The organism is Promicromonospora sp. CA-289599 (assembly GCF_050936155.1).
Taxonomy (GTDB): Bacteria; Actinomycetota; Actinomycetes; order Actinomycetales; family Cellulomonadaceae; genus Promicromonospora.
The window spans coordinates 2,786,709-2,808,589 of record NZ_JBNJNI010000001.1; the positions used below are offsets into that span (position 1 = coordinate 2,786,709).

A 21,881-nucleotide genomic window follows, 5' to 3' on the forward strand; every position below is an offset into this window, starting at 1 on the left:
TCAAGATTCTTCAGCGATGCATCGATTTTTTGCAGCTAGACCGCAAGTGATTGCGTCCGCAGAGGGCTGTCGCGGTGCCGCACCGCCAGGATCACCGTCACCACGGCGGGCAGCAGCAGGACGGCGCCCGCCGTGTTCACCGCCTGGAACCCGCCCCAGGCGAGGAGCGGGCCGGCCAGGGCGGCGGCGCCCGCGCCGAAGTAGTTCATCAGCGCATCGGTCGCGCCCTGCAGCGGCAGCTTGACGTGCGGTTCTGCCACGGACGCCAGCACCGCCGACGACGCGATGACGCACGCCGACCAGCCGAGCCCGAGCAGCACGAGGGCCACCGCCGTGAGCACCTCGGTGTCGAGCGCCGGGCCGGCGGCGTCGTGCCCTGCGTGCGCGCCGGAACCCGCGTCGGCGTCCGGCACCATCGCGGCGGCCAGGAAGCCCAGGACCACCGCCGCGCCCTGCAGCACCAGCCCGCCGACGGCGACCCGCAGCGGGCCGAAGCGATCGGACAGCCAGCCGAACACCGGGCTGAACGCGAACATCCCCAGCACGTGCAGGCTGATCACCATGCCCACGAGCTGCAGCGACATCCCGCCGTGCTGCATGTGCACGGGCGTCATCACCATCACCATGATCATCACGCCGTGCGCGACGGCGGTGGTCACCACGGCGAACCGTGCCCGGGGGTGTGCCCAGGCCCACCGCAGCGCGGCGAGGGCCCCGGTCCGGCGGGGCTCGGCGCGTGCGGCGCCGTCGGTCCGCCTGCCGAGCCGCCCGACGGCGGTGGTGGCGGCCGTGACCGCGTTGCCCACCGGGTCCCGGTACAGGGCCGCGAGCACGAGCCCGGCCAGCAGGTACGCGACGATCGAGAAGAGGTACGGGCCGCCGAGGGCCGGCACACCGAACCCGCTGCCCACCACGGCACCGGGTGCCGCGAGGTTGGGTCCCACGACGGAGCCGACGGTGGTGGACCACAGGACCACCGACATCGTCCGGGCGCGGGTACCCGAACCCACGTTGTCCGCCGCCGCGTACCGGGACTGCAGGTTGGTCGCGTTGGCCACGCCGTAGAGCGTCAGGCCCACGAGCAGCACGACGAGCTGCCCCACGACGGCCGCCGTGACGATGAGCAGCGCACCCACCGTGGAGAGGGCGTAGCCGAGCGACAGCGCCCAGCGGCGTCCGCGCACCTGGGCGAGCGTCGCGAGCGGGATCGAGGCGACGGCGGCGGCGAGCACCCCGACGGCCTGTGCGAGGCCGGCCACGGAGGTGCCGCCCAGGCTCTCGGCGAGCAGCGCACCGACGGCGGCACCGGAGGCGACCCCGACACCGGCCAGCAGGTTGCTGAACACGAGCACGACCAGGTTGCGCCGCGCGTGCGGGACGTCCGCGGGAGCTGGAGCAGCGAGCTCCGCGGTGTCCTCGGAGGCGTCCTGAGTGGTGTTCACGACGCCTTCGACGGTGGCTGGGAGCTCGTTCGGCGGTTTCTCCACGATTTCCTCTCATTGGCGCGGGACTACTGGAACGGTAGACGGCTATGGGTTGCGGAAGTCATCGGATAGTGCGGGGTGACACTGCTCCGGGAGGCCCTTCACCGTCGTCGTCCACAGGCTCGTACACAGGTTCGCGTCCTCTGAGAGCAGAAAGTTAGCCACGACTCGCCGTAGAAGTACCCGTTCTCCGCGAATTCCTGCCGATCTGCTGGCAGTATGGGGCCTCGTCGTCGGGCGGGTACCGCCGCACGACGTGACCGAAGAAGGGAACCGCATGTCGCTCAACAAGTCCGAGCTCGTCTCGGCCATCGCCAGCAAGGCCGAGATCAACAAGACCGAGGCCGAGGCCGCGCTCAACGCCTTCCAGGAGGTGCTGATCGAGTCGCTCGCCAAGGGCGAGGCCGTCAAGGTGACTGGCTTCCTCTCGGCCGAGCGCGTCGAGCGTGCCGCCCGCACGGGTCGCAACCCGCGCACCGGCGAGGAGATCCAGATCCCGGCGAACTTCGGTGTCAAGATCAGCGCCGGCTCGCTGCTGAAGAAGGCCGTCGCGAAGTGACGCTTCGCCGCTGATTTTTATAGCGAGGCGAAGGCCCGGCTCCCCACCAGGGGAGTCGGGCCTTCGCATGTTCGTGGGTGAGCCCCTGCTCTGTAGCTGGGTGATGTGAGCGTACGCGCACATCACCCCAATGTGTACGTACTTGCACTTTGACGCGATGTGCGCGTACGCTCACATCATGGTGAAAGTTCGGGACGCGTACTCGCTGGGCATCGGGCTGAAGGCGGCTCGCCTCAAGGCTGGGCTGACGCAGGCAGGGCTTGCCGAGCGATCCGGCGTTTCTCGCCGAACCATCATCAATGTCGAGAACGGCCATCCAGCAGGCGAGATCGGTCGCATCATCACCATCGCAAGGGCGCTCGGCCTAGCCATGGTCCTTGAGGAGGCGTCAGATACCGAGGACGTGGAAATCGACCTGAAGTGGGGAGACCTGTGACCGACCGCTCACTTGCTGTCCACCTCTACGGGCAACGCATCGGCACGCTTGTGCAGACAACCGGAGGCGGCCACTTCTTCACCTACGCCGAAGCTTATGTCGAAGCCGGTAGCACGCCGATGTCTCTCGCGATGCCGATCACTGCAAGCCCTTATGGCAAGAAGCGGATCGATCCGTTCCTCGAGGGGCTGCTTCCGGACAACAGTGAGGTTCGCGAACGATGGGGGCAGAAATTTGGCGTCAATGGCCGCAACGCGTTCGCGCTGCTCGAACACATGGGGGTGGATTGCGCCGGAGCTGTCGAGTTCCATCCTGATGGCGAAGGCGTTGAACGCCAGGCGGTCCTTGAACGAGTCAGCGAGCGTGACATTGCAGCACACCTGATGGGTCTGCGGTCCGATGAGACGGCGTGGGCGGTTGGTGGCGAGCGATGGAGCCTTGCTGGGGCTCAGGGGAAGTTCGCACTGTCACGGGGTGTGGATGGCCGCTGGTACGAGGCGACCGGGGCTGCGCCGTCGACGCACATCGTGAAGCCAGGTGTATCTGGCTATCGGGACCAGGCCCTGAACGAGCACGTCTGTCTCCGAACCGCGCGCATTCTCGGTATGAACGCCGCTGCTACAGAGTTCACGACCTTCGAGGACCAGGCGGCTCTGGTCGTCACGCGGTACGACCGTCGTCGTGCTGCAGACGGGACGATCACGCGCGTGCATCAGGAGGACATGTGTCAGGCACTGTCTGTTTATCCATGGCGCAAGTACGAGGCGAGCGGAGGGCCGACGGCGGCGCGGATCGCCAGCCTGCTCTGGGAGAGCGGGTCCGAACCGAGCAGCGACGTGCCGGCCTTCGTGCGTGCTGTCGCATTCAACTATTTGATGGGTGCTCCGGATGCGCATGCAAAGAACTACTCGCTGCTCCTGGCCGGATCACAGGTGAGCCTCGCGCCCTTGTACGACGTCGCATCGTCGCTCCCCTACGAACCCACGACCGCTGACCATGAGCTGGACCTTGCGGCGATGGGCATCGGCGGGGAGAAGAAGTTTGGTCAGGTGACTGGAGCCCACTGGGGAAAGCTGGCCCGCCAGTGCCGCGTCTCAGCGGACCGGGTCCGAGCAATCGTCCAGGAACTTGCCACTGACATTCCAGGAGCGCTGGAGCAGGCATTCGAAGAACACCGCAATGCGGCGCTGCGAGAACGAATGCTCACTCGGATCGGGGATCATTGCGCGGCGGCGCTCGCCAACTTGTGACTCGTCCTCGCTGTCAGAGGTCGCCCTTGCGCTCCAGGTACTTCATCGCCACCCAGCCCAGCGGCACGCGGCCCCAGTAGGTGCACAGGCGGTACAGGATGGTCGCGGAGAACGCGATGGTCGCCGGAACGCCGGCGGCCGTCAGGCCGGCCGTCAGGGCGCCCTCGACACCGCCCAGGCCGCCGGGGGTCGGGATGAGCGCGCCGAGCGCGTTGCCCACGAGGTTGACGAGGGCGATGTCGACCAGCGAGAGCGACTGCCCGAACGCCGCGAGGCAGCACCACAGGGCGATGATGTAGCCCAGCGTCATGATCAGGTTCCCCGCCACACCGAGCGCCAGCCGGCCGGGGTGGCTCAGCATCTGGGCCAGCCGGGGCCACACCTGCCGCAGCCTCGGTCCGATGTACCCCATGCCCCAGCGCCGTACGGGCGGCACCAGCAGCGTCGCGACGACGACCGCCCCTATGCCCGCCAGGGTGATCAGGACCGCGGGCGACGGCAGCTCCACGAGGGCACCGGACCCCGTGAAGATCGACAGCGCGACGAGCAGCAGCACCGTGACGACGAACTGCGACACCTGGACCAGCGCGACGGTGGCCACGGCCATCGACATCGACACCCCGCGCTGCGTCAGCAGGCGCAGGTTCAGCGCCGCCGGTCCGATGCCCGCCGGCGCCGCCAGAGCGACGAACGAGCCTGCCGCGGCAGTGCACGTGGCTCGCCCGATCGGCACGCGCACCGGTGAGAACGCGACGAGCGTGAGACCGGCGCCGAACCAGGTGAGGAGGGCGAGCGCGAACGCCACGGCGATCCACCACGGGTTGGCCTCGCGCACGGCCTGCGTGATCTCGTTGAAGTTGATGGTGGTCACGATCACCGCGACCGCGATGATCATCAGCGTCGTGGTCAGCACGGTGCGCGCGCTGAACCGGGAGATGCGCTGCGGCTGCACGCTCGCCTCGGGCAGGCGCTCCACCAGGGCGCCCCGCAGCTCGCCCAGGAGGCCCTTCGCCCGCCGGACCTCCTCGCGGGTGGTCCGCGGCAGGGCTATCGACTGGATCAGGGGCCCGATGGCGGCGATGTCGGCGTCGGGCAGCGCGCGGACCGCCGACGCGACGGCGCGCCGGGGGCCTACCCGCAGCCCGATGAGCGCGAGCATCTGCACGAGGTCGAGGCGGCGCGAGAGCGGCGGCGACGCGATGTCGCCCTGCTCCCAGCCGGTGACCCACACGTGCGGGTCACCGTCGGGGTCGCGGTGCGTGAGCAGGACGTCCTGCGTCAGCGCGCGGTGCGTGAGGCCCGCCGCGTGGGCCCGGCCGAGCTGTTCCCAGGCCTCGGCGATGAGGCCGTCGTCCACGTCGTCGTCGGGCAGGTCGCGGAGCGACAGCGCCGGGGAGGCGTGCTCGAGGACGAGCGCTATCGAGTCGCCGAACTCGCCGATCCCCAGGAGCCGGGGGGTGCGGACGCCGGCGGCGGTCGCGGCGTAGGACAGGAGGGCGGTGCGCTCGGCGACGGCCTTGAGCGAGATGGCGGCGCGGCCCTCGATCCCGCGCAGGCGCAGGGCCCGCCACAGGCGCGTGATGAGCCCGACGACCTGGCGGTCGCCGTCGAGCACCACCACGTCGCGGCGTACGCCGTCGTCGCAGTAGAGGGCGTACACGCGGTTGCCGTCCGCGCGGCTCAGGGCGAGCGCTACCGGGTCGTCGGGCGTGGCGTCCGGCGTGCCGGCCCCGGCGGACGCGGTGGCCTCGTCGCCGGTCTGTACGGGCTGCGCCTGCACCCGGGCCAACGACGTCGGCACGAAGCCGGCGCGGCGCACGGCGGTCACGAGGTCCGGCCCGTACGCACGCTCGCTGCGCGTGCCCGACACGTACTGCACCGAGGATCCGGCGAGTCGGCCGAGCAGCAGCGCGACGAGCACCCCCGGCAGCGAGACCTGGCCGGTGATCAGCACGATCAGCAGGGCCGCGAACATGAGGTTCCACGAGATGCGGACGGTCCGGCGTCGCGTGGCGGGCCCCGCGACCGTGAGCATCGCGGTCAGGGCGACCGCGTACTCCGGGATGGTCAGTACGTAACCGGTGCCGCTCTCCCACACCGACATGCCGCGCACGAGCTCGTCCGAGCCGAGCTGTCGCAGCAGGACGGTGGCGAGGACACCCAGCACCAGACCGAGGGCGGCGCCGACGATCGACTCGACGATCTGCCTGCCCAGGCGGCGGACCGCCAGCTCGATCATCACGGCGACCGGGGCGAACATGCTGACCAGTCCCTGCAGCACCGCCACCGGGACGAACAGGATGTCGGCCAGCAGGTCGTTGAAGCCCCGGACGTCCTCGGTGACGCCCTCCGTGGTGCCGTGCGCGACCACCGAGAGGATCAGGACGCCCGCCACGCCCAGCGCGCACCCGATCATCCAGACCAGCGCGCGCGGGTGCCGGACACGCACTTCCGGCGTGTCGACGACGTCGACCAGGTCGGACCCGGCCGGCGCGGTACGCGGAGCGTCGGACAGATCGGCACCGGCGCCAACGCTGCCGATGCTCGAGTTGGACATGTCTCGGATTCTAAGGGCGTTGGGCCGCACATGACCGGAGGAGCGGTGGCGACACCCATTTCTTTCCAGGGCGGGCCAGGCAGGTCCGGTCAGGTCGGCGAAGTCCCTTGTACTGCCCTGCTCGGGATCAGCGGATCCCCAGGGCCTCGCGCCACTCCGCGGGTACCAGGGCATAGCCGACGAACGCCACGACGTCGAGCAGCGTATGGGCGACGACCAGCGGGATCACGCGGCGTCGACCGTCGGGCCGGAACCTCGGCGACGTGTAGAACCACGAGAAGACGACGCCCATCACCACGTTCCCGATGAACGGTCCGATGCCCTGGTACAGGTGGTACGACCCGCGCAGGAGCGAGCTGGCCACGATGAACTTCACACGGTTCCAGCCGAGCTCCCGCGTGCGCTCGTAGAGGTAGCCGACGGCGATCACCTCCTCGAGCAGCCCGTTCTGGAACGCGCTGAGCAGCAGCACCGGGACGATCCACCAGTGGGTGTCCAGGGCGCTGGCCTGCACCTCCACGGTGATGCCGAGCGCGCGTCCGAGGACGTAGAACGCGAGCCCCGGGATGCCGATCGCCGCGGCCAGGGCGACGCCCCAGCCGAGGTCACGGCCCGGGCGGGACCGGTCGAGGCCGAGGCTGCGGACCGCGCTGCGGCCCGGCCCGCTGAGCAGGTACAGCGCCAGCGCCACCGGGACCAGCGCGAACCCGATGCTCAGCAGCTGGTAGACGAGGTCGAGGTAGGGGCGCTCGGACCGGCTCGCGTTGAGCGTGGCGGTCTGCTCGCCGAGCGGCGTGCCCGCGGTGAGGCGGGCCGCGATGTTGACGAGCGCGTAGACCGCCGACTGGCCCAGGCTGAGCCCGAGCACTATCCAGACTTCGGCGGCGACACGGCGGTTGGAGACTGGCTGCTCGATGACGCTCACGTCCGGAAACCTATCTGCCGACCATCGATCAGCGGTTCGACGCGCGGCGGACGAAGTCCGCGAGGTCCGCTGCCTGCGCCACCCGGGACTCCTGGTGGATGTACATCATGTGGCCCGCCGGGTACACCCGGGTCTCGATGCGGTCGCGGTAGGACGCCGGGATCGCCATCTGGTCGAGGCTGTACTCGATGGCCTCGACCGGGACGCCGCCGTCGTACCGGCCCATGGCGATGTGCACCTGGAGGTGCGGGTTGATGATCATCGCCGTCGCGAGCTTGTCGGCGACGTCGACGGCCTGGCCCTCGAACTCCTTGTACGACCAGGGGTGCACCTGGCGGGAGAGCACCTCGTAGATCGCGTCGTTCTCGTACTCGAGCTCGCCCCGCAGGTAGTGGTGCAGTGCCGCCGTGTACGGCCCCGACGTGGCGGACATGAACGGGTCGTACGGCATCTGCTCGTGGATGTAGTGGTCGGCCGGCCCGGTGAAGCGGGTGTCGAGGCGCCCCGTGATCAGGCGGCGCGAGCGCAGCAGCTCCGCGTAGACGCGGGTGTGCTCGAGCCGCAGGTTGGCGCGGTCGACGTAGTCCTCGCCGAGCCCGGTCAGGGAGGCGATCTTCGCGACGGCGGCGGCGCGCTCGTCGTCGGGCACGCGCGCTCCGCGGGCCAGGACCGAGGCGTACGTCTCCGCCCAGTCCCGCGCCTCGGCGACGACGTCGTCCATCGTGCGGTCGCCGAGCAGGCCGTGGTACTGCGCGGTCGCCGCGTAGAGCGGCAGAAACAGGGGATGCGGCAGGTTGGAGTGCTCGCCGTCGAACAGGGCCTCCAGGTTCAGCGCGGGAGCCACCAGCATGACGCCGTTGAAGAACATGCCGAAGCGCTGCTGCAGGTACTCGGCCAGCGCGGCCCCGCGGGTACCTCCGTACGACTCGCCGATGAGGAACTTGGGGCTCATCCACCGGTCGTTACGGCTCGTCCACAGGCGGATGATCTCGCCGACCGACTCCAGGTCGCCCGTGAACCCGTGGAACGGCTTGGCCTGCTCGCCCTCGGTCGCCCGCGAGTAGCCCGTGGACACGGGGTCGATGAACACGAGGTCGGAGACGTGCAGCAGCGTCTCCAGGTTGTCGACCAGCCCGTACGGCGGGGCGGTCAGGTCGCCGACGTCGCCCGAGTCGACCCGCCGGGGTCCGAGCAGGCCCAGGTGCAGCCATACCGATGACGAGCCCGGTCCGCCGTTGAACGCGAACGTCACGGGGCGGCGCGTCACGTCTGTGTCGTGGAGCGTGTAGTAGGTGATCGAGACCTCTGCCTTGGGCTTGCGGCCGTCGTACTTCTCGTCCTTGTGGACCTCCTGACGCAGCACGACCCGGCCGGTCGTGGCGCTGTAGTCCAGGTCGCCCTGCGGGGTGTGCAGCGTGTGCCGCGTGGTGACGAGGTCGTCGGTGGGTTCGGGCTTCTTCGGCGCGGCCTCACCGCCTGACGCCCCACTCTGCTCCGTCGTGGTCGCCTCGGGTCGGTCGGTGCTGGTGCTCTTCTCGTCGGTCACCTGGGGAACCTATCGCGGCAGGTGCGGCGCGATCATGTCGTTTTCGGGCTGTACGGGCCCGGCGACGCACTCACGTCGAAAAGGCATTGCGCCCATGCGTGCAGGTCTGACAGACTAGTTTGCAGGACAAACCAGTTTGTGAGGCGAGGAGATCATCATGGCAAGCGACCCGACGTCGGGCAGGCCGGAGGGACCGGGAGAACCGGCGGGGCTCGACCCCGCCGAGACGCTCCGCATGATCCGGGAGCAGCAGGAGACCACGCGGGACGCCGTCGAGCCTGACGGCCGCATGCTGTTCGGCGTCTGGGGCCTGGCGTGGCTGATCGGGTATCTGGCCATGTGGTCCACCGCACGCGACACGGGCAGCCCGGAGCGCTGGGCCGCGTGGGTGTTCACCGGGTGCATCGTCGGCGCGATGGTGTTCACGATCGCGCACAGCATCAGCCGGACCGCAGGCACCCGCGGCGTGAGCGCCCGGGTCGGGGCGCTCTACGGGTGGACCTGGTTCCTCGCGTTCGCCGTCTACGGCGCGCTCCTCGGTGCGATGGGCGACGCGGGTGCTCCGCCCGAGGCGCTGGCACTCGTCGCGAACGGGGTCGCCGCGCTGATCGTCGGACTCATGTACATGGCGGGCGGCATGCTGTTCTGCGAGAACCGCATGATCGCCATCGGCGGCTGGATGCTGATCACAGCTGTGGTCGCCGCGTATGCGGGGATGCCGAATACCTACCTCGTGATGGCGGTCGCGGGCGGCGGCGGATTCCTCGCCATGGTGGTCGTCGAGCATGTCCTGCGCGGCCGACGCCGCGCATCCCCGCCCACGGCCCGGACGGAGGGCGGTGACCAGGGTGCCTGAAGAGCTCGACCCTGTCATCCACGTCCCCGCGCGGCTGCGCGTCGTGGCCTCGCTCGCGGCCATGGGCCGTGGTGACGAGGTGGCCTTTCCCAAGCTGCGGAAGCTGCTCGACATGACCGCCGGAAACCTGTCGACCCACCTGCGCAAGCTGGAGGACGCCGGATACGTGCGCGTCACCAAGACCCATGAGGGCAGGACACCTGCGACGTACCTGGCCCTCACCGATACCGGCCGCACCGCGTTCGCGGACTATCAAGCGGCACTGATGGGCCTATTGAAGGGAGCACAGGGATGAGTGCGGTAGAGGTCGGCGCCGTAGAGGTGAAGGGTGTGACACGGCGCTTCGGCGCTGTCGTCGCCCTCGACGATGTATCGCTGGAGGTGGGGCGCGGCGAGCTGGTGGGCATGCTCGGCCCCAACGGGGCCGGCAAGTCCACGCTGCTGTCCCTGGTCAGCGGCCAGCGGCGGCCCGACGCCGGGGTGGTGCGCCTGGACGGCCGTGACCCGCGGGACGCCCGGGCGCGCACTGTGCTCGGCCTGACCCCGCAGGAGACGGGCCTGCCCGCGACGCTGCGGGTCCGCGAGGTCGTCGACTTCGTGGCCGGCCACTACCCCGACCCGGTGCCGACGGACGAGCTGCTGGAGCAGTTCGGGCTCGCCGACCTGGGTCGACGCCAGACCGGTTCGCTGTCCGGCGGGCAGAAGCGGCGGCTCGCCGTCGCCATGTCGCTGGTGGGGCGGCCGAGCGTGGTGCTGCTCGACGAGCCCACCACCGGGCTCGACGTGTCCGGTCGCGCCGCGCTGTGGGACGCCATCCGGGAGTACCACGCCAGGGGTGGGACGGTGCTGCTCACGTCGCACTACCTCGAGGAGGTGCAGGCGCTCGCCGAGCGCGTGGTCGTCATCGACCACGGCAAGGTGCTCGCCGACGACTCCCTCGAGACCGTCCTCAGCCGGGTGGGCGCGCGTCGGGTGCAGCTGACCGACGCCGCGGGTGTGCGGCAGGAGCACCTCGTCCCCGACTCGGACGCCTTCGTACGGGACCTGGTCGCCACCGGCGTGGAGTTCCGCGACCTGGAGATCCGGGGCGCGTCCCTGGAGGAAGCATTCGGACAGCTGGTCAACCACGAGACCCCGGAAGAGGCAGTGCGATGAGCGCGGTGGCGAGCACGACGACGTCGGGCAGCAGGACGGGCAGCGGGCACACCCAGCCCTTTCTGGCGCTGTCCTGGCTGCACCTCAAGTACCAGTTCCTGGAGACCGTCCGGATCCCCATCGCGGTGCTCGGGAACGTGCTGTTCCCGTCGCTGTCCATGTTCTTCTTCGTCGTGCCGCAGACGGCGGTCGCGGGCAACCCCCTGTTCGCGACGACCGCCGTCGCCAGCCTCGCGCTGTTCGCCGTCTGCTCGGCGAGCCTGTTCACCTACGGCCTCGGTGTGGCCGAGGACCGGCAGCTGCCGTTCTACCCGTTCCTGCGGTCGCTGCCCACCGGGCCCGGCCCGCAGATGGTGGCCCGCGTGCTCAACGGTGGGATCTTCTCGCTGTTCGGTGTGCTGCCGCTGATCATCATCGGCTGGCTGTTCACCGAGGCCACCGTCACGCCGGGGCAGCTGCTCGCCGGGATCGGGACCATCCTCGCCGTGTCCGTGCCGTTCGTGCTGCTCGGCATGGCGATCGGGTACGCGCTCTCCGCCAAGGCGGCGCTGCCCGTCGTGCAGATCATCCTGTTCCCGCTGGCCTTCGCGGGCGGGCTGTTCCTGCCGCCGCAGATGTTCCCCGGCTGGCTCGACGCGATCTCGATGGCGACGCCCACCCGGGCCGGCCGTGACCTGCTGGTGCAGGCCACGACGGGCGCGGAGGCATACTCCCTGGCGCTCCCCGTCCTGGCCGGGTGGACGCTGCTGTTCGTCGTGCTCGCGATCGTCGCCTACCGCAACGACGAGGGCCGCCGCTTCCGCTGAGCGGTGGTCGCCCTACTCCGCGCGGCGCAGGCGCAGGGAGTTCAGCACCACCAGCACCGAGCTCGCCGCCATCGCTCCGCCCGCGATCATCGGGCTGAGCAGGCCCGCCGCCGCCAGCGGGATCGCCGCGACGTTGTACGCGAACGCCCAGAACAGGTTCTGCTTGATGACCCGCAGAGTCTTCCGGGACAGGCGTACGGCGCTCGCGGCGGCCCGCAGGTCGCCGCGGACCAGCGTGATGTCGCTCGCCTCGATCGCGACATCGGTACCGGTGCCCATCGCGAGACCGAGGTCGGCGGTGGCGAGCGCGGCGGCGTCGTTCACGCCGTCGCCCACCATCGCCACCGTGTGGCCCTCGGCCTGGAGCCGGGCCACCACCGTGGCCTTGTCCGCTGGCAGCACGCGGGCGATGACGTCAGCGGAGGGGATGCCCACGGCCCGCGCCGCGACGAGGGCGGCACCCTCCGAGTCGCCGGTCAGCAGGTACGGTCGCAGGCCCAGCTCCTGGAGCTCGGCCACTGCCCGCGCCGACGTCGACTTGGCCGGGTCGCGCAGCGCGATCACCCCGCGGGCGGCCCCGTTCCAGGCCACGGCCACCGCGGTGGCCCCCGCCTCTTCCTGCTCCCGGACGGCGATACGTACCTCCTCCGGGACGGTCACCCCCTGCTCGACGAGCCAGGCGGGGCGGCCCACCAGGACGCGGCGGGTGTTCAGCGCCCCGCCGAGGGCCAGGCCGGAGTGCGCGCGCCGGACGAGGCCCTCGACGCCGCCGCCCGGGTGGGCGATGAAGCCCGTGACCTCGAGCGGCGTCCCCGTCTCCGGCTCCCCGGCGGAGCGTCCCGCGGCAGTGATCGCCCGCGCGATGGGGTGCTCGCTCAGTGACTCGACGGCGGCCGCGTAGCGCAGCACGTCCGGGGCGTCGGTGAGGTGGTTGGCGTCGGTCTCGACGGGCTCGACCACCGTAGGCAGGCCGGCACCCCACACGTCGACCACCCGCATGCGGCCCTCGGTGACCGTGCCGGTCTTGTCGAGCACTACCGTGTCCACGCGGCGCGTGCTCTCCAGGATCTCCGGCCCGCGGATCAGCACACCGAGCTGGGCGCCGCGGCCGGTGCCGACCAGGATCGCCGTCGGCGTGGCCAGCCCCAGCGCACAGGGGCACGCGATGATCAGCACCGCGACGGCGGCGGTGAACGCCGCCTCGACGTCGCCGGTCAGGGCCAGCCAGCCGACCAGCGTCAGCACGGCCAGCACGAGCACCACCGGAACGAACACCGCGGAGATGCGGTCCGCGAGCCGCGCCACGGGGGCCTTGCCCGTCTGCGCCTGGGCCACGAGCCGCCCGATACGGGCGAGCATCGTGTCCTCGCCCACGCGGGTGGCGCGCACGAGCAGGTGTCCCGAGGTGCTCACCGTCCCGCCGACGACGTCGTCGCCGGGCGTCACGTCGACAGGCACCGGTTCGCCGGTGACCAGGGAGGTGTCGAGGGCCGAGGCGCCCTCCACCACCGTGCCGTCCGTGGCGACCGTTCCGCCGGGGCGGACCGCGAACACGTCCCCGACCTGGAGGGCGGCGACGTGCACGGCAGTGGTGCGCCAGCCGCCGTCGGCGAGGCGCAGGGGTATGCCGTCCGGGCCGAGCGTGATGCGCTCCGCGTCCTTGGCGCCCAGGCTCAGGAGGGCGCGCAGGGCGTCCCCGGCGCGGCGCCGCGACCGGTGCTCGGCGTACCGTCCGGCCAGGAGGAACGTGGTGACCACCGCGCCGACCTCGAAGTACAGGCCCGGGCCCGCGCCCTCGCCCGCAGGCCGGAGCGTGTCGGCGACCAGCACCCACAGCGACCACAGGGTCGCCGCGAGCACGCCGATGGACACGAGCGTGTCCATGGTCGAGCTGGCGTGCCGGGCGGCTCGCACGGCGGCGGTGTGGAACGGCCAGGCACCCCACGCGACCACGGGCAGCGCCAGGGCGGCGACCGCCCACTCGCTGCCCGGGAACGCCAGCGCCGGCACCATCGACAGGAGCAGCACCGGGACCGTCAGCGCCGCCGAGACGCGCAGCCGGCGGAGCAGGTCGTCGCCGCGGTACTCGGCGCCGACCGCCGGGGTCGCGCCCGGCTCGCCGCCGGCGCTCGTGTCCTCGGACGGGCTCGACCCGTTGGCGGCCCGCCGCCGCGTCACCTGCGCGCCGTATCCGGCCGACTCGACGGCTTCGACCAGGTCCTGGTCGGTGACCGCCTCCGACAGCACGACGTGCGCCGACTCCAGGGGCAGGTTCACGGTGGCGGCGACCCCGTCGAGCCGGTTGAGCTTGCGCTCGACCCGGGCCACGCACGAGGCGCAGGTCATCCCGGACACGGCGAGCTCGACCTCGCCGACGAGATGCGGCGCTTCAACGACAGTCACGGTTCTCCTGGGAGTGGGGGTGCCCGACGCTTCGGAACGGTCAGGACGAGATGATCGGCAGCGAGCGGTTCGCCTGGCGGGCCGGGGCCTGTGCCGCCGACTCGGCGGCTACCGCGTTCTCGAGCACCTCGACGTCGGTCACGTCGTAGCCTGCCTCGTCCACCGCGTCGCGCAGCGGCGCCTCGGCAAGGGGCAGCTTGGAGATCACGCGCACCAGCGAGGTGTCGCCGGCGTGCAGCTCGACGCTGACGTCCTGGACGTCCGGGACGCCCTTGAGCTCGTTGGTCACGGCGGACACGCAGTGCCCGCAGGTCATACCGGTCACGGCAAGCTTGGTCACGGTGGTCATGTCGTCTCCTCGGATGGCGGGCTGATCGGCACGCAGCCGATCGGTGTTCACATGCGGACGAGGCGAGCGATCGCCTCGGCGGCTTCCTTGACCTTGGCGGCGCCCTCGTCGTCGGACGCCTTGGCCGCGTCGACCACGCAGTGCCCCAGGTGATCCTCGACCAGCGCGAGGCTCACCGCCTGCAGGGCCTTCGTCACGGCGCTCACCTGGGTGAGCACGTCGATGCAGTACGCGTCCTCGTCGATCATGCGTGCGATGCCGCGCACCTGTCCCTCGATACGACGCATCCGCTTGAGGTACGCGGGCTTGTCGGACGTGTAGCCGTGCGGCTCGTCGTGCGAGTGGGTGGTCTCGGTCGCCTCGGTCACCACTCCATCAGATACCCCATGGGGGTAGCGAGTCAAGTGTGCTGGCCAGAGGCATAGCGGCGCGCTATCCGACCGGGCCGGACGCCAGCGGGCTCCGGGCCGCCCCGCTGCCGGCGGAATATGCCCGCGCGAGCGCCTCGACGGCGACGGCGAGCACGGCGGCACGGGCCGGGGCGCCGAGGAGGTCGTCACGCACGGCGCCGGGCGCGGTGAGCGCGACGTCGTACGGCAGCCCCAGATCGTCCGGGACCCGGTGGGCCCTGCGGTACAGCCACGCCGTGTCGATCCCGACCAGGAGGGCGCCGGGCAGCCCGGCAGCTGCCCGGCCCGCGAGGTGCAGCCCCTCCGGGTGCCACGGCGTCACCACCAGCGGTACAGCGCCCGGTGCGCGCGCGGGCGTCTCGCCCGGGAGCAGCGCGGTGGCCCCGGCGCACTCGACCGAGACCTGGGCCGTACCGGGTGCCGCCCACGCCCAGGCGTCCGGCGGGTTGCCTGCGCGCTCGGCCAGCGTGCCACCGGTGTGGTCGACCAGGGCGACGCGACCCGGCCGCGCTCGCGCGACGACCCGGGCGACGAGGGCGGCGAGCGTCGTGGCACCCACGCCGCCCGCGACGCCCACGACGACGATGCGCGCGGTACGCGGACCCAGGTCGGCCGCGAGCCACTGCTGCGCGGCGGGGTCGTTCGGCCGGGCCGTCATCTCACGAGGCACGGTTGCTCCCATCGGCTGTCGCGGTGGCGGGCGGCGGCGCGGCGGGCCACGGGCGGCCCACCTGGACCAGCACGGGGCGGTCGCCCCGGCGGGCCCACACACCCCGGCCCGGCGGGAGGTGCTCGGCGCGGACGCCCGGGAACAGCTGCCCCTCTGACCGCTCTCCGGACATGACGAACCCGCTGGCCCCGATGTCCCGCAGAGCCTGCAGCACGGGGTCGTACAGCGCGCGGGACGCACCGGCGACGGGGCGGGCGATGATCACGTGCAGGCGCAGGTCGCGCGCTGCGGGCAGGTACCGGAGCAGGGGCCGCAGGGGATCGGTGCCACCCGAGGAGAGGATGTCCTCGTCGTCCACCACCACCACTATGCGGGGGCCTTCGATCCCCGTGCCGCGCGGCGCGCTGCCGAGCCACTGCGTCCGCTTCTCCAGCTCGACGGCCACGGTCGCCGACAGCTCGAGAGCCTTGACGGGGTTGGTCGCGAGCCCGCCGATGTACTCGTCGTCCGGGACGGCGTCGGCCACGGAGCCCCGCATGTCGTACAGCGCGAGCGTGAGCTCGTCAGTGGTGCTCCGGTCGGTCAGAGCGGTGACCAGGGTGCGCAGCAAGGTCGTCCGGCCGCTGCCCGAGTCGCCCAGCACGAGCAGGTGCTGGTCCCTGTTCTCGAGGTCCAGCAGCGCCGGCTCCATGGTGTCCTGACGCAGCCCGAAGGGGAGCTGGTCGGGCTCGTCCAGCGGATCGGGCAGATCGTCGGACGACAGGTCGTCGGGCAGCATCCGGATGGGCGGCGCGGCCGGGCCCGCCCACGCCTGCGCGGAGAGCCGCGCCAGCGCCTCCACGCCGTTGCCCACCTGCGCGTCCGCCTCGTCCGACCCACCGGGCGCCCCCAGCAGCGGGAGCGCTACCTGCGCGAACAGCTTGTCGTCGGTCAGTACCCGGCCCGCCTGCGCGGCCCGGATCGTGCCGTTGAGCTTGCGTGCGATCGTCGAGTCCGCCGGGTCGTTGAGCCGCAGCTCCACCTTGGTGCCGATCAGGTTCTGCTGCGCGGACCGGAGGTCGTTCCAGCGCCCCGTCGCCACGACCACGTGCATGCCGAACCCGCCGCCGCGCTGCAGGAGCTCGCCGAACCCCTCCTCCAGCTCCTCGAAGTCCTGGCGCAGCAGCCCCACGCCGTCCACCAGGAGCACCACGTCCGCCGCGGGCAGCTCCGGGATCCCGCCCGTGGCGTGCCGTGCGCGCAGCATCGCCAGCGAGTCGATCCGGTATCGGGCGAATACCCGTTCGCGGGTGGCCAGCATGCCGAGCAGCTCCTCGAGGAGCCGTCGCAGCTGGTCCCGGCGGGACCGGGTGGCGACCCCGCCCACGTGCGGGAACCCCTCGATACGGGCCAGCCCTCCGCCGGCCAGGTCCATCCCGTAGACGGCTACCTGCTGCGGGGTGTGCGTGAGCGCGAGGCCCACGGCGACCGACCACAGGAACGTCGTGCGACCGGACTGCGGTGCGCCGAGCGCGACGACGTGCCCGCCCGCGCGGGTCAGGTCGAGCTCCCAGGTCTCCTGGCGCTGGCGGGCAGGGTCGTCCAGCAGTCCGACCGGCACGGCCAGCGGGCGGCCGCGCACCGCGCCGCTTCCCAGCTCGTCCGACGTCGGTACGTGCATCCTGCCCAGCACGTCGCCCAGGGTGACCTGGGCGGGCAGCGGGGCGAGCCACACCGGCCGCGCCCGCGCGCCGGCGGCGGCGAGCTGCGCGACGATGACGTCGACCATCGGCCGCTCGACCGACGGCCGGGCCAGCTCCGGCTCGCCGACGCTCGACCCTGCGGCAGCGATCCCGTTGGCCCGCCGGATGTCGTTGTACTGCCCCAGCAGCAGCGGACGGCGCAGCTGGTCGTCCGGCTCGGGCACCGAGCCTGCCGCCTCGACCGGGCCGGACACGTACCCCGCGCGGAACCTCCGGTACACGCTCGTGTCGACCTTGAGATACCCGAACCCTGGCACCGCCGGCAGGTGGAACGCGTCGGGGGTGTCCAGCACCATCGACGACTCCGCCTCCGAGAAGGTCCGCAGCCCGATCCGGTACGACAGGTACGTCTCCAGGCCACGCAGCCGACCGGCTTCGATCCGCTGGCTCGACAGCAGCAGGTGTACGCCGATCGACCGCCCGATCCGGCCGATCATGAGCAGCAGGTCCACGAACTCCGGCTCCGCCGTGAGCAGCTCGCCGAACTCGTCGATGACCAGCAGCAGGTGCGGCAGCGGTTCGAGGTCGGGGCGCTCGCGCCGCATCTCGCGATAGTGGGTGATCGACGGCGAACCGGCGTCGCGCAGCACCTGCTGGCGGCGCAGCACCTCACCGGAGAAGCTCGCGCGGGCCCGCTCGGTCAGCCCGGCGTCGTCGGCCAGGTTGTCCAGGATCCCGGCCACGTGGGGCAGGCCCTCGAACGGCGCGAACGCGGCGCCACCCTTGTAGTCGACCAGGATCATCGCCAGGTCCTCGGGCGGGTGGGACGCCGCGAGCGAGGCGACGAGCGTGCGCAGCAGCTCGCTCTTGCCGGAACCGGTCGCGCCGACGCACAGGCCGTGCGGCCCCATGCCGAGCTGGGCGGACTCCTTGAGGTCCAGCAGCACGGGCGCGCCGTCGTCGTCCGTGCCGATCGGCACGCGCAGGAAGTCTCGCGGCGACCGCGGCCCCCACAGCGCGGGGACGTCCAGGTGCGTCACGGAGTCGACGCCGAGCAGCTCGTCCGTGCGCGCCGCGCGCTCGGCGGACGGGGAGCCGTCGGCGGACGACACGCTGAGCCGCACCGGGGCGAGTGCGTGGGCGATCCCCCGTAGCACCGCGGCGCTCGGGGCGTCCGGCGCCGCGTGGACCGGGGGCGGCGTCTGGGCGGCCAGGCCGTACCGCAGGTCGTCGACGACGAGCTCGACGCCGCCGTCCGACCGGCCCGGCGATCCCGCCGCGCGCGCGGTGATGCGCAGCGCGGTCTCCGAGGGCTCGTGCAGCCGGTTGGACACGAGATGGATCACGGTGACGCCGAGGTCCGCGAGGCCCAGCGCGACGTCGGGGGTGCCGAAGGGCTGGGCGGTCTCGCCCCACCCGTCGACGACGACGATCAGCCGCGGACCGCGGTCGGCCGCTCCCGGCCCCGACCGTCGGTGCGCCTCCGCGGCGCGTGCGGCACGGCCCTCCAGGTCCGCGGCCAGCAGGCGGCGCAGACCGGCCAGGTCGGGCGCGACGCGTCGCACGGCGGCGGGCCCGTCGAAGACCGTGTCGTCCACGACGTGGGGCAGCAGGTCCACCCCGCGCCAGTCGGCCAGCCGGTCCGGTGGGGTGACCAGGGCGACGCGCACGTCATCGGGTGCGTGCAGGGCGGCGACCTGAGCGAGCATCGCGTGCACGACGTCGAGGGTCTCCGCGCGCGTGCCCACCACCGCGACGTCGCCGACGCTGTCGAGCGGGACGACCACGGGGACGTGGCGCAGACGCGAGTGGCGGTCCACGACGCTCCGCGCCTCGGCCAGCAGCATGGGGTCCGGCGGCTCGGCGGGGCTGTCGGTGAGCGGCATCGTGAGACCGGGACGTGGCACGTCGCCGACACCGACCCGGACCTCCAGGAAGTCCGGGTCCCAGCGCCGCCGCTCCCACAGCCGGGCCGGGTCGCGGACGACGTCGAGCAGCGCCGCCGGGGCCGGGTGCACCGTGTGCGCCTCTGCGCGAGCCGCGTGCTCGGCGGTGCGCAGGTCGGCGCGCAGCGTCTCCAGATGGTCCAGGTAGCGCTCGCGCTGGTCGTGCCGGGTACGGGTGGCGTTGCCGCGCTGGCTGAGCGCCGTGCCCAGCCCGCCGACCAGGGCCACGACCAGCACGACGAGCGCCACCAGCACCATCACCGGGTTGTTGCGCAGCACCAGCATCATCGTCATCGACGACACCGCGCCGACCAGCGGCAGCAGCGCCTGCAGGGGCAGCCCGGCGACATTGCCGCTACCGACGGCCGGCGGTGTGGCCAGGGTGCGCTCCGGCGGCGCCGCGAGCGGTCGCACGGCACGGGCGGGGCGGTGCACGATCCGTTGCGTCATGCAGTCCTCGCCTCGGTGAGCAGGTGCGCGGCCGTCTTCGCGACGGCGGCGCGGGTCCGTGCGTCGAGCTGCGGCAGGGGCGTACCGAGCGACCGTGCCGCAGCGTGGTCGTGCGGCACCGCCAGCGACCCCGGCCGTTCGGTGTGCACGAAGGGCGGTTCGCCGGGCGCCACCCCGACCAGTACGAGCACCACCGGGGCGTGGGGAAGCGCGCCCCGGACGCTGTCGGCCAGGGTCCGGCCGGCGGCGAACGCCCCGGCGTCGGTCCGGGCGACGACGGCGGTCACGTGCGACTCGGCGGCGAGCTGAGCGGCGTCGTCAGGGTTGCGCCGTCCGGCGTCCGTCACGACCACCTCGAAGAACCGCCCCAGAGCAGCCGCTGCATCGCTCCAGACCGAGAGGTGGGGCGGCCAGCCGGACGCCCCGGCGAGATGCAGACCGGGCCGGGCCTCCCGCGTGGCTGCGCGGGCGTCGGCGAGGGACCGGACGGGGGCGCCGTAGGCGACGTCGTCGAGCGCCGGGGCGTCGTCGACCCCCAGGCGCGTGCGCAGGGCGGACGGCCCGCCCGCCGCGTCGAGCGCCAGGACGGGCCCGGTGCGCCGCCGCGCGAGGGTCAGGGCGACCGCCGAGGCGAGAGTGGTGGTCCCCGTGCCGCCGTCGGCCGCCAGGAACGTGATGCGCCGGCTGGTGCCCACCGGCGCGCGCACGGCGGTGTCCCAGGCGGCGGCGTCCTGGGCGAACCGGCCGGCGCCACGCAGGACGGCGCGGAACGTGTCAGTGGTGCCGGTCTCCATCAGAAGACCCCGAGCAGCAGCTCGTAGACGCCGAACACGCCGAGCACCGCCGGCACCACGACCAGCATCGCGAACAGCTCCAGCACGTCGCCGGCCCGGCGCCAGCGCGCACGTTGCTGGGCGTTCGGCGTGCGAGACACCATGAACGTCACGAGCAGGGCCAGGGCACCGAGGACCACGGCGGTGAGCGTGGGGTTCCCGCCCAGAGCGGCGAGGGTGCCGATGACGGTCGAGGCCGCCACCGCGCCCCACAGGGACGCTACCTGGGCGGTGAGCGGCAGCGGACGCACGCGGAGGGCCGCGACGAGGAGCACCGCGATGCCGAGCAGCCGCGACCAGAGCGTCGGGGTGGAGAGCAGGACTGCCGCGGCAAAGGCGAGCGCGATCCCCGTGGCGACGGTCGTCCAGGTCAGGGCACGGTAGGCCTCCTCCAGCGAGGGGATCACCACCTGTCGGTCAGGGGTGTCGCCCTCGAGCGTGGCGTCGTCCAGGCGGTGCACGCCCGACGTGCTCAGCGCGACAGCCGGCAACACCCCCAGGAGGACCGCGGCGACCGCTGCGACGACGGCCGCGGCCCGGTCGGACCCGAGGTCGAACCCGACCGGGACCGAGGCCAGGAGGACCAGGCCGATGCCGGTTCCCGCGCCGGCGAGCATCCCCCGGCTGCGATGGGAGACGCCGGCGGCCCACAGCGCACAGCAGGCGACGGCGAACGCGACGATCCCGGCGAGCTGGAGCGCCGCCCTGTCCGGGACGGGGCCGACCAGGTCCGCCACGGGCGGGAGCGCGGCGACCGCGAGGCCGAGAGCCGGGCCCAGTCCCGCGGCCGCTGAGCCGGCCGCCAGCCGGAGCCAGGCGCCGCGCTCGCGGCGGCTGCGGGCGCGCGGGGCGGAGGCGCTGAGGACCAGGAGCACCAGCACGATGATGCCGAGCATCCCGGCGGCGGCGCTGTCCGGCCCTGCGTCGTACGCGGGGACGATCCCGGCCGCACCGGCGATCAGGCCGACGCCGACGGCCCCGGTGGCACGGCGAGCACGCTCGTCCCACTGTCCTGGCAGGTCGGCGAGCACGTCGGTCGCCGCCTCGGTGACGTCGGCGATCTCGGCGGGCGGCGGTGCGTCCTGGGTATGGACGACCCGGAGGATCTCGCCGTCCGGCAGGCCGAGGGTGTCGAGGTCACGGGAGACGTCGAGCTGGTCGCCGGTGTGCCGCACCAGGGTGACCGCCCCTTGTCCGGGCGGTTCGGCGACCAGGTCGAGGATCTGCGGGAGCAGTACCGCGAGCTCCTCGTCGGACGGCAGCACTATGTCGCCGCGGCGGGCGGAGCCCACCACCGTGACGCGGGTGAAGCGGCTCACTGGCCCAGTCCTCCGAGGTTGTTCACGAACGAGTACCCGGCACAGCCGGCGCACGCCACGGCGGCGAGCACGATGCTGCCGACCAACCGCTTGACGTTGTCGGAGACGTTTCGCCGCCCGGCGAGCTCCCCGTGCAGGAAGGCGGAGATGAGGCGTGCGCGCCGGGTCTCGACGGATTCGAGCAGCTGCTTGTCCGGATCACGCGCCATCGGTGGCCACCTCTCTGAGCGGGATCTGGGTCGCGG

General features: G+C 72.3%; 19 protein-coding genes. 7 read left to right on the forward strand and 12 right to left on the reverse strand.

Translation table 11 applies throughout. The features are described 5' to 3' along the window. Positions 1-35: 35 nt before the first annotated feature. Entirely contained in the window at positions 36-1,442 is a 1,407-nt protein-coding gene (locus ACQEVI_RS12380; protein ID WP_432898903.1) for an MFS transporter, read from the reverse strand. Between the two features lie 319 nt (positions 1,443-1,761). Between ACQEVI_RS12380 and ACQEVI_RS12385 the strand changes: the two genes are divergently transcribed. The 3 genes from ACQEVI_RS12385 (at position 1,762) to ACQEVI_RS12395 (ending at position 3,729) form a co-directional block, all read left to right on the forward strand. Then, positions 1,762-2,043: an HU family DNA-binding protein gene (locus ACQEVI_RS12385; RefSeq protein ID WP_116673175.1), complete on the forward strand. Its 282-nt coding sequence runs from the start codon at positions 1,762-1,764 to the stop codon at positions 2,041-2,043. 178 nt (positions 2,044-2,221) lie between these two features. Next, entirely contained in the window at positions 2,222-2,479 is a 258-nt protein-coding gene (locus tag ACQEVI_RS12390) for a helix-turn-helix transcriptional regulator (protein ID WP_432898906.1), read from the forward strand. Further along, a complete protein-coding gene (locus ACQEVI_RS12395) occupies positions 2,476-3,729 on the forward strand; it encodes a type II toxin-antitoxin system HipA family toxin (RefSeq protein ID WP_432898909.1) in 1,254 nt (417 codons plus the stop codon). The genes ACQEVI_RS12390 and ACQEVI_RS12395 overlap by 4 nt, the downstream gene beginning before the upstream one ends. A gap of 13 nt (positions 3,730-3,742) precedes the next feature. On the opposite strand, the gene ACQEVI_RS12400 is transcribed toward ACQEVI_RS12395, so the two are convergent. The 3 genes from ACQEVI_RS12400 to ACQEVI_RS12410 all read right to left on the reverse strand — a co-directional run bounded on the left by ACQEVI_RS12400 (position 3,743) and on the right by ACQEVI_RS12410 (position 8,757). Then, positions 3,743-6,286 carry a flippase-like domain-containing protein gene (locus tag ACQEVI_RS12400; RefSeq protein WP_432898912.1) on the reverse strand — a complete coding sequence of 848 codons (2,544 nt, stop codon included), beginning with the start codon at positions 6,284-6,286 and terminating at the stop codon, positions 3,743-3,745. Positions 6,287-6,413: 127 nt separating this feature from the next. Next, on the reverse strand, positions 6,414-7,211 hold the full coding sequence (locus ACQEVI_RS12405) for a CPBP family intramembrane glutamic endopeptidase (protein ID WP_432898915.1): 798 nt from the start codon (positions 7,209-7,211) through the stop codon (positions 6,414-6,416). 28 nt (positions 7,212-7,239) lie between these two features. Continuing rightward, a complete protein-coding gene (locus ACQEVI_RS12410; protein ID WP_432898918.1) occupies positions 7,240-8,757 on the reverse strand; it encodes a S10 family peptidase in 1,518 nt (505 codons plus the stop codon). Between the two features lie 157 nt (positions 8,758-8,914). On the opposite strand from ACQEVI_RS12410, the gene ACQEVI_RS12415 reads away from it, so the two are divergent. From ACQEVI_RS12415 to ACQEVI_RS12430, 4 genes are read left to right on the forward strand one after another with little or no spacing between them, the layout of a single operon-like run. Beyond that, positions 8,915-9,613 carry a hypothetical protein gene (locus ACQEVI_RS12415; protein ID WP_432898921.1) on the forward strand — a complete coding sequence of 233 codons (699 nt, stop codon included), beginning with the start codon at positions 8,915-8,917 and terminating at the stop codon, positions 9,611-9,613. Next, positions 9,597-9,908, forward strand: a complete 312-nt coding sequence (locus tag ACQEVI_RS12420) for a transcriptional regulator (RefSeq protein WP_432898924.1) — start codon at positions 9,597-9,599, stop codon at positions 9,906-9,908. The genes ACQEVI_RS12415 and ACQEVI_RS12420 overlap by 17 nt, the downstream gene beginning before the upstream one ends. After that, the gene (locus ACQEVI_RS12425; RefSeq protein ID WP_432898927.1) at positions 9,905-10,768 is read left to right on the forward strand and encodes an ABC transporter ATP-binding protein; all 864 of its coding nucleotides are present in this window, start codon (positions 9,905-9,907) and stop codon (positions 10,766-10,768) included. The genes ACQEVI_RS12420 and ACQEVI_RS12425 overlap by 4 nt, the downstream gene beginning before the upstream one ends. Then, on the forward strand, positions 10,765-11,574 hold the full coding sequence (locus ACQEVI_RS12430; protein WP_432898930.1) for an ABC transporter permease: 810 nt from the start codon (positions 10,765-10,767) through the stop codon (positions 11,572-11,574). Before ACQEVI_RS12425 ends, ACQEVI_RS12430 begins: the two co-directional genes overlap by 4 nt. A gap of 12 nt (positions 11,575-11,586) precedes the next feature. Here ACQEVI_RS12430 and ACQEVI_RS12435 read toward each other — a convergent pair whose 3' ends face one another. From ACQEVI_RS12435 to ACQEVI_RS12470, 8 genes are all read right to left on the reverse strand, one after another. Beyond that, a complete protein-coding gene (locus tag ACQEVI_RS12435; protein ID WP_432898933.1) occupies positions 11,587-13,977 on the reverse strand; it encodes a heavy metal translocating P-type ATPase in 2,391 nt (796 codons plus the stop codon). Positions 13,978-14,017: 40 nt separating this feature from the next. Beyond that, on the reverse strand, positions 14,018-14,326 hold the full coding sequence (locus ACQEVI_RS12440) for a heavy-metal-associated domain-containing protein (protein WP_116673181.1): 309 nt from the start codon (positions 14,324-14,326) through the stop codon (positions 14,018-14,020). Positions 14,327-14,373: 47 nt separating this feature from the next. Next, positions 14,374-14,694: a metal-sensitive transcriptional regulator gene (locus tag ACQEVI_RS12445; protein WP_432898937.1), complete on the reverse strand. Its 321-nt coding sequence runs from the start codon at positions 14,692-14,694 to the stop codon at positions 14,374-14,376. A 64-nt stretch (positions 14,695-14,758) separates the two neighbouring features. Continuing rightward, positions 14,759-15,406 carry a hypothetical protein gene (locus ACQEVI_RS12450; protein WP_432898939.1) on the reverse strand — a complete coding sequence of 216 codons (648 nt, stop codon included), beginning with the start codon at positions 15,404-15,406 and terminating at the stop codon, positions 14,759-14,761. Beyond that, complete coding sequence (gene eccCa, locus ACQEVI_RS12455; RefSeq protein WP_432898942.1) at positions 15,396-19,484, reverse strand: type VII secretion protein EccCa; 4,089 nt, start codon at positions 19,482-19,484, stop codon at positions 15,396-15,398. Before eccCa ends, ACQEVI_RS12450 begins: the two co-directional genes overlap by 11 nt. Continuing rightward, positions 19,481-20,278: a MinD/ParA family ATP-binding protein gene (locus ACQEVI_RS12460; RefSeq protein WP_432898944.1), complete on the reverse strand. Its 798-nt coding sequence runs from the start codon at positions 20,276-20,278 to the stop codon at positions 19,481-19,483. The genes eccCa and ACQEVI_RS12460 overlap by 4 nt, the downstream gene beginning before the upstream one ends. Beyond that, positions 20,278-21,636, reverse strand: coding sequence for an EsaB/YukD family protein (locus ACQEVI_RS12465; protein ID WP_432898947.1), 1,359 nt, complete (start codon positions 21,634-21,636; stop codon positions 20,278-20,280). The genes ACQEVI_RS12460 and ACQEVI_RS12465 overlap by 1 nt, the downstream gene beginning before the upstream one ends. Beyond that, positions 21,633-21,845, reverse strand: coding sequence for a hypothetical protein (locus ACQEVI_RS12470; RefSeq protein WP_432898950.1), 213 nt, complete (start codon positions 21,843-21,845; stop codon positions 21,633-21,635). Before ACQEVI_RS12470 ends, ACQEVI_RS12465 begins: the two co-directional genes overlap by 4 nt. Between the last annotated feature and the right edge of the window lie 36 nt (positions 21,846-21,881).

Bases quoted from the DNA above. Each gene is read 5' to 3' on its own strand.
- ACQEVI_RS12460 (WP_432898944.1), bottom strand. From the start codon at position 20,278: ATGGAGACCGGCACCACTGACACGTTCCGCGCCGTCCTGCGTGGCGCC.
- eccCa (WP_432898942.1), bottom strand. From the start codon at position 19,484: ATGACGCAACGGATCGTGCACCGCCCCGCCCGTGCCGTGCGACCGCTC.
- ACQEVI_RS12430 (WP_432898930.1), top strand. From the start codon at position 10,765: ATGAGCGCGGTGGCGAGCACGACGACGTCGGGCAGCAGGACGGGCAGC.
- ACQEVI_RS12400 (WP_432898912.1), bottom strand. From the start codon at position 6,286: ATGTCCAACTCGAGCATCGGCAGCGTTGGCGCCGGTGCCGATCTGTCC.
- ACQEVI_RS12390 (WP_432898906.1), top strand. From the start codon at position 2,222: ATGGTGAAAGTTCGGGACGCGTACTCGCTGGGCATCGGGCTGAAGGCG.
- ACQEVI_RS12470 (WP_432898950.1), bottom strand. From the start codon at position 21,845: ATGGCGCGTGATCCGGACAAGCAGCTGCTCGAATCCGTCGAGACCCGG.
- ACQEVI_RS12415 (WP_432898921.1), top strand. From the start codon at position 8,915: ATGGCAAGCGACCCGACGTCGGGCAGGCCGGAGGGACCGGGAGAACCG.
- ACQEVI_RS12425 (WP_432898927.1), top strand. From the start codon at position 9,905: ATGAGTGCGGTAGAGGTCGGCGCCGTAGAGGTGAAGGGTGTGACACGG.
- ACQEVI_RS12385 (WP_116673175.1), top strand. From the start codon at position 1,762: ATGTCGCTCAACAAGTCCGAGCTCGTCTCGGCCATCGCCAGCAAGGCC.
- ACQEVI_RS12440 (WP_116673181.1), bottom strand. From the start codon at position 14,326: ATGACCACCGTGACCAAGCTTGCCGTGACCGGTATGACCTGCGGGCAC.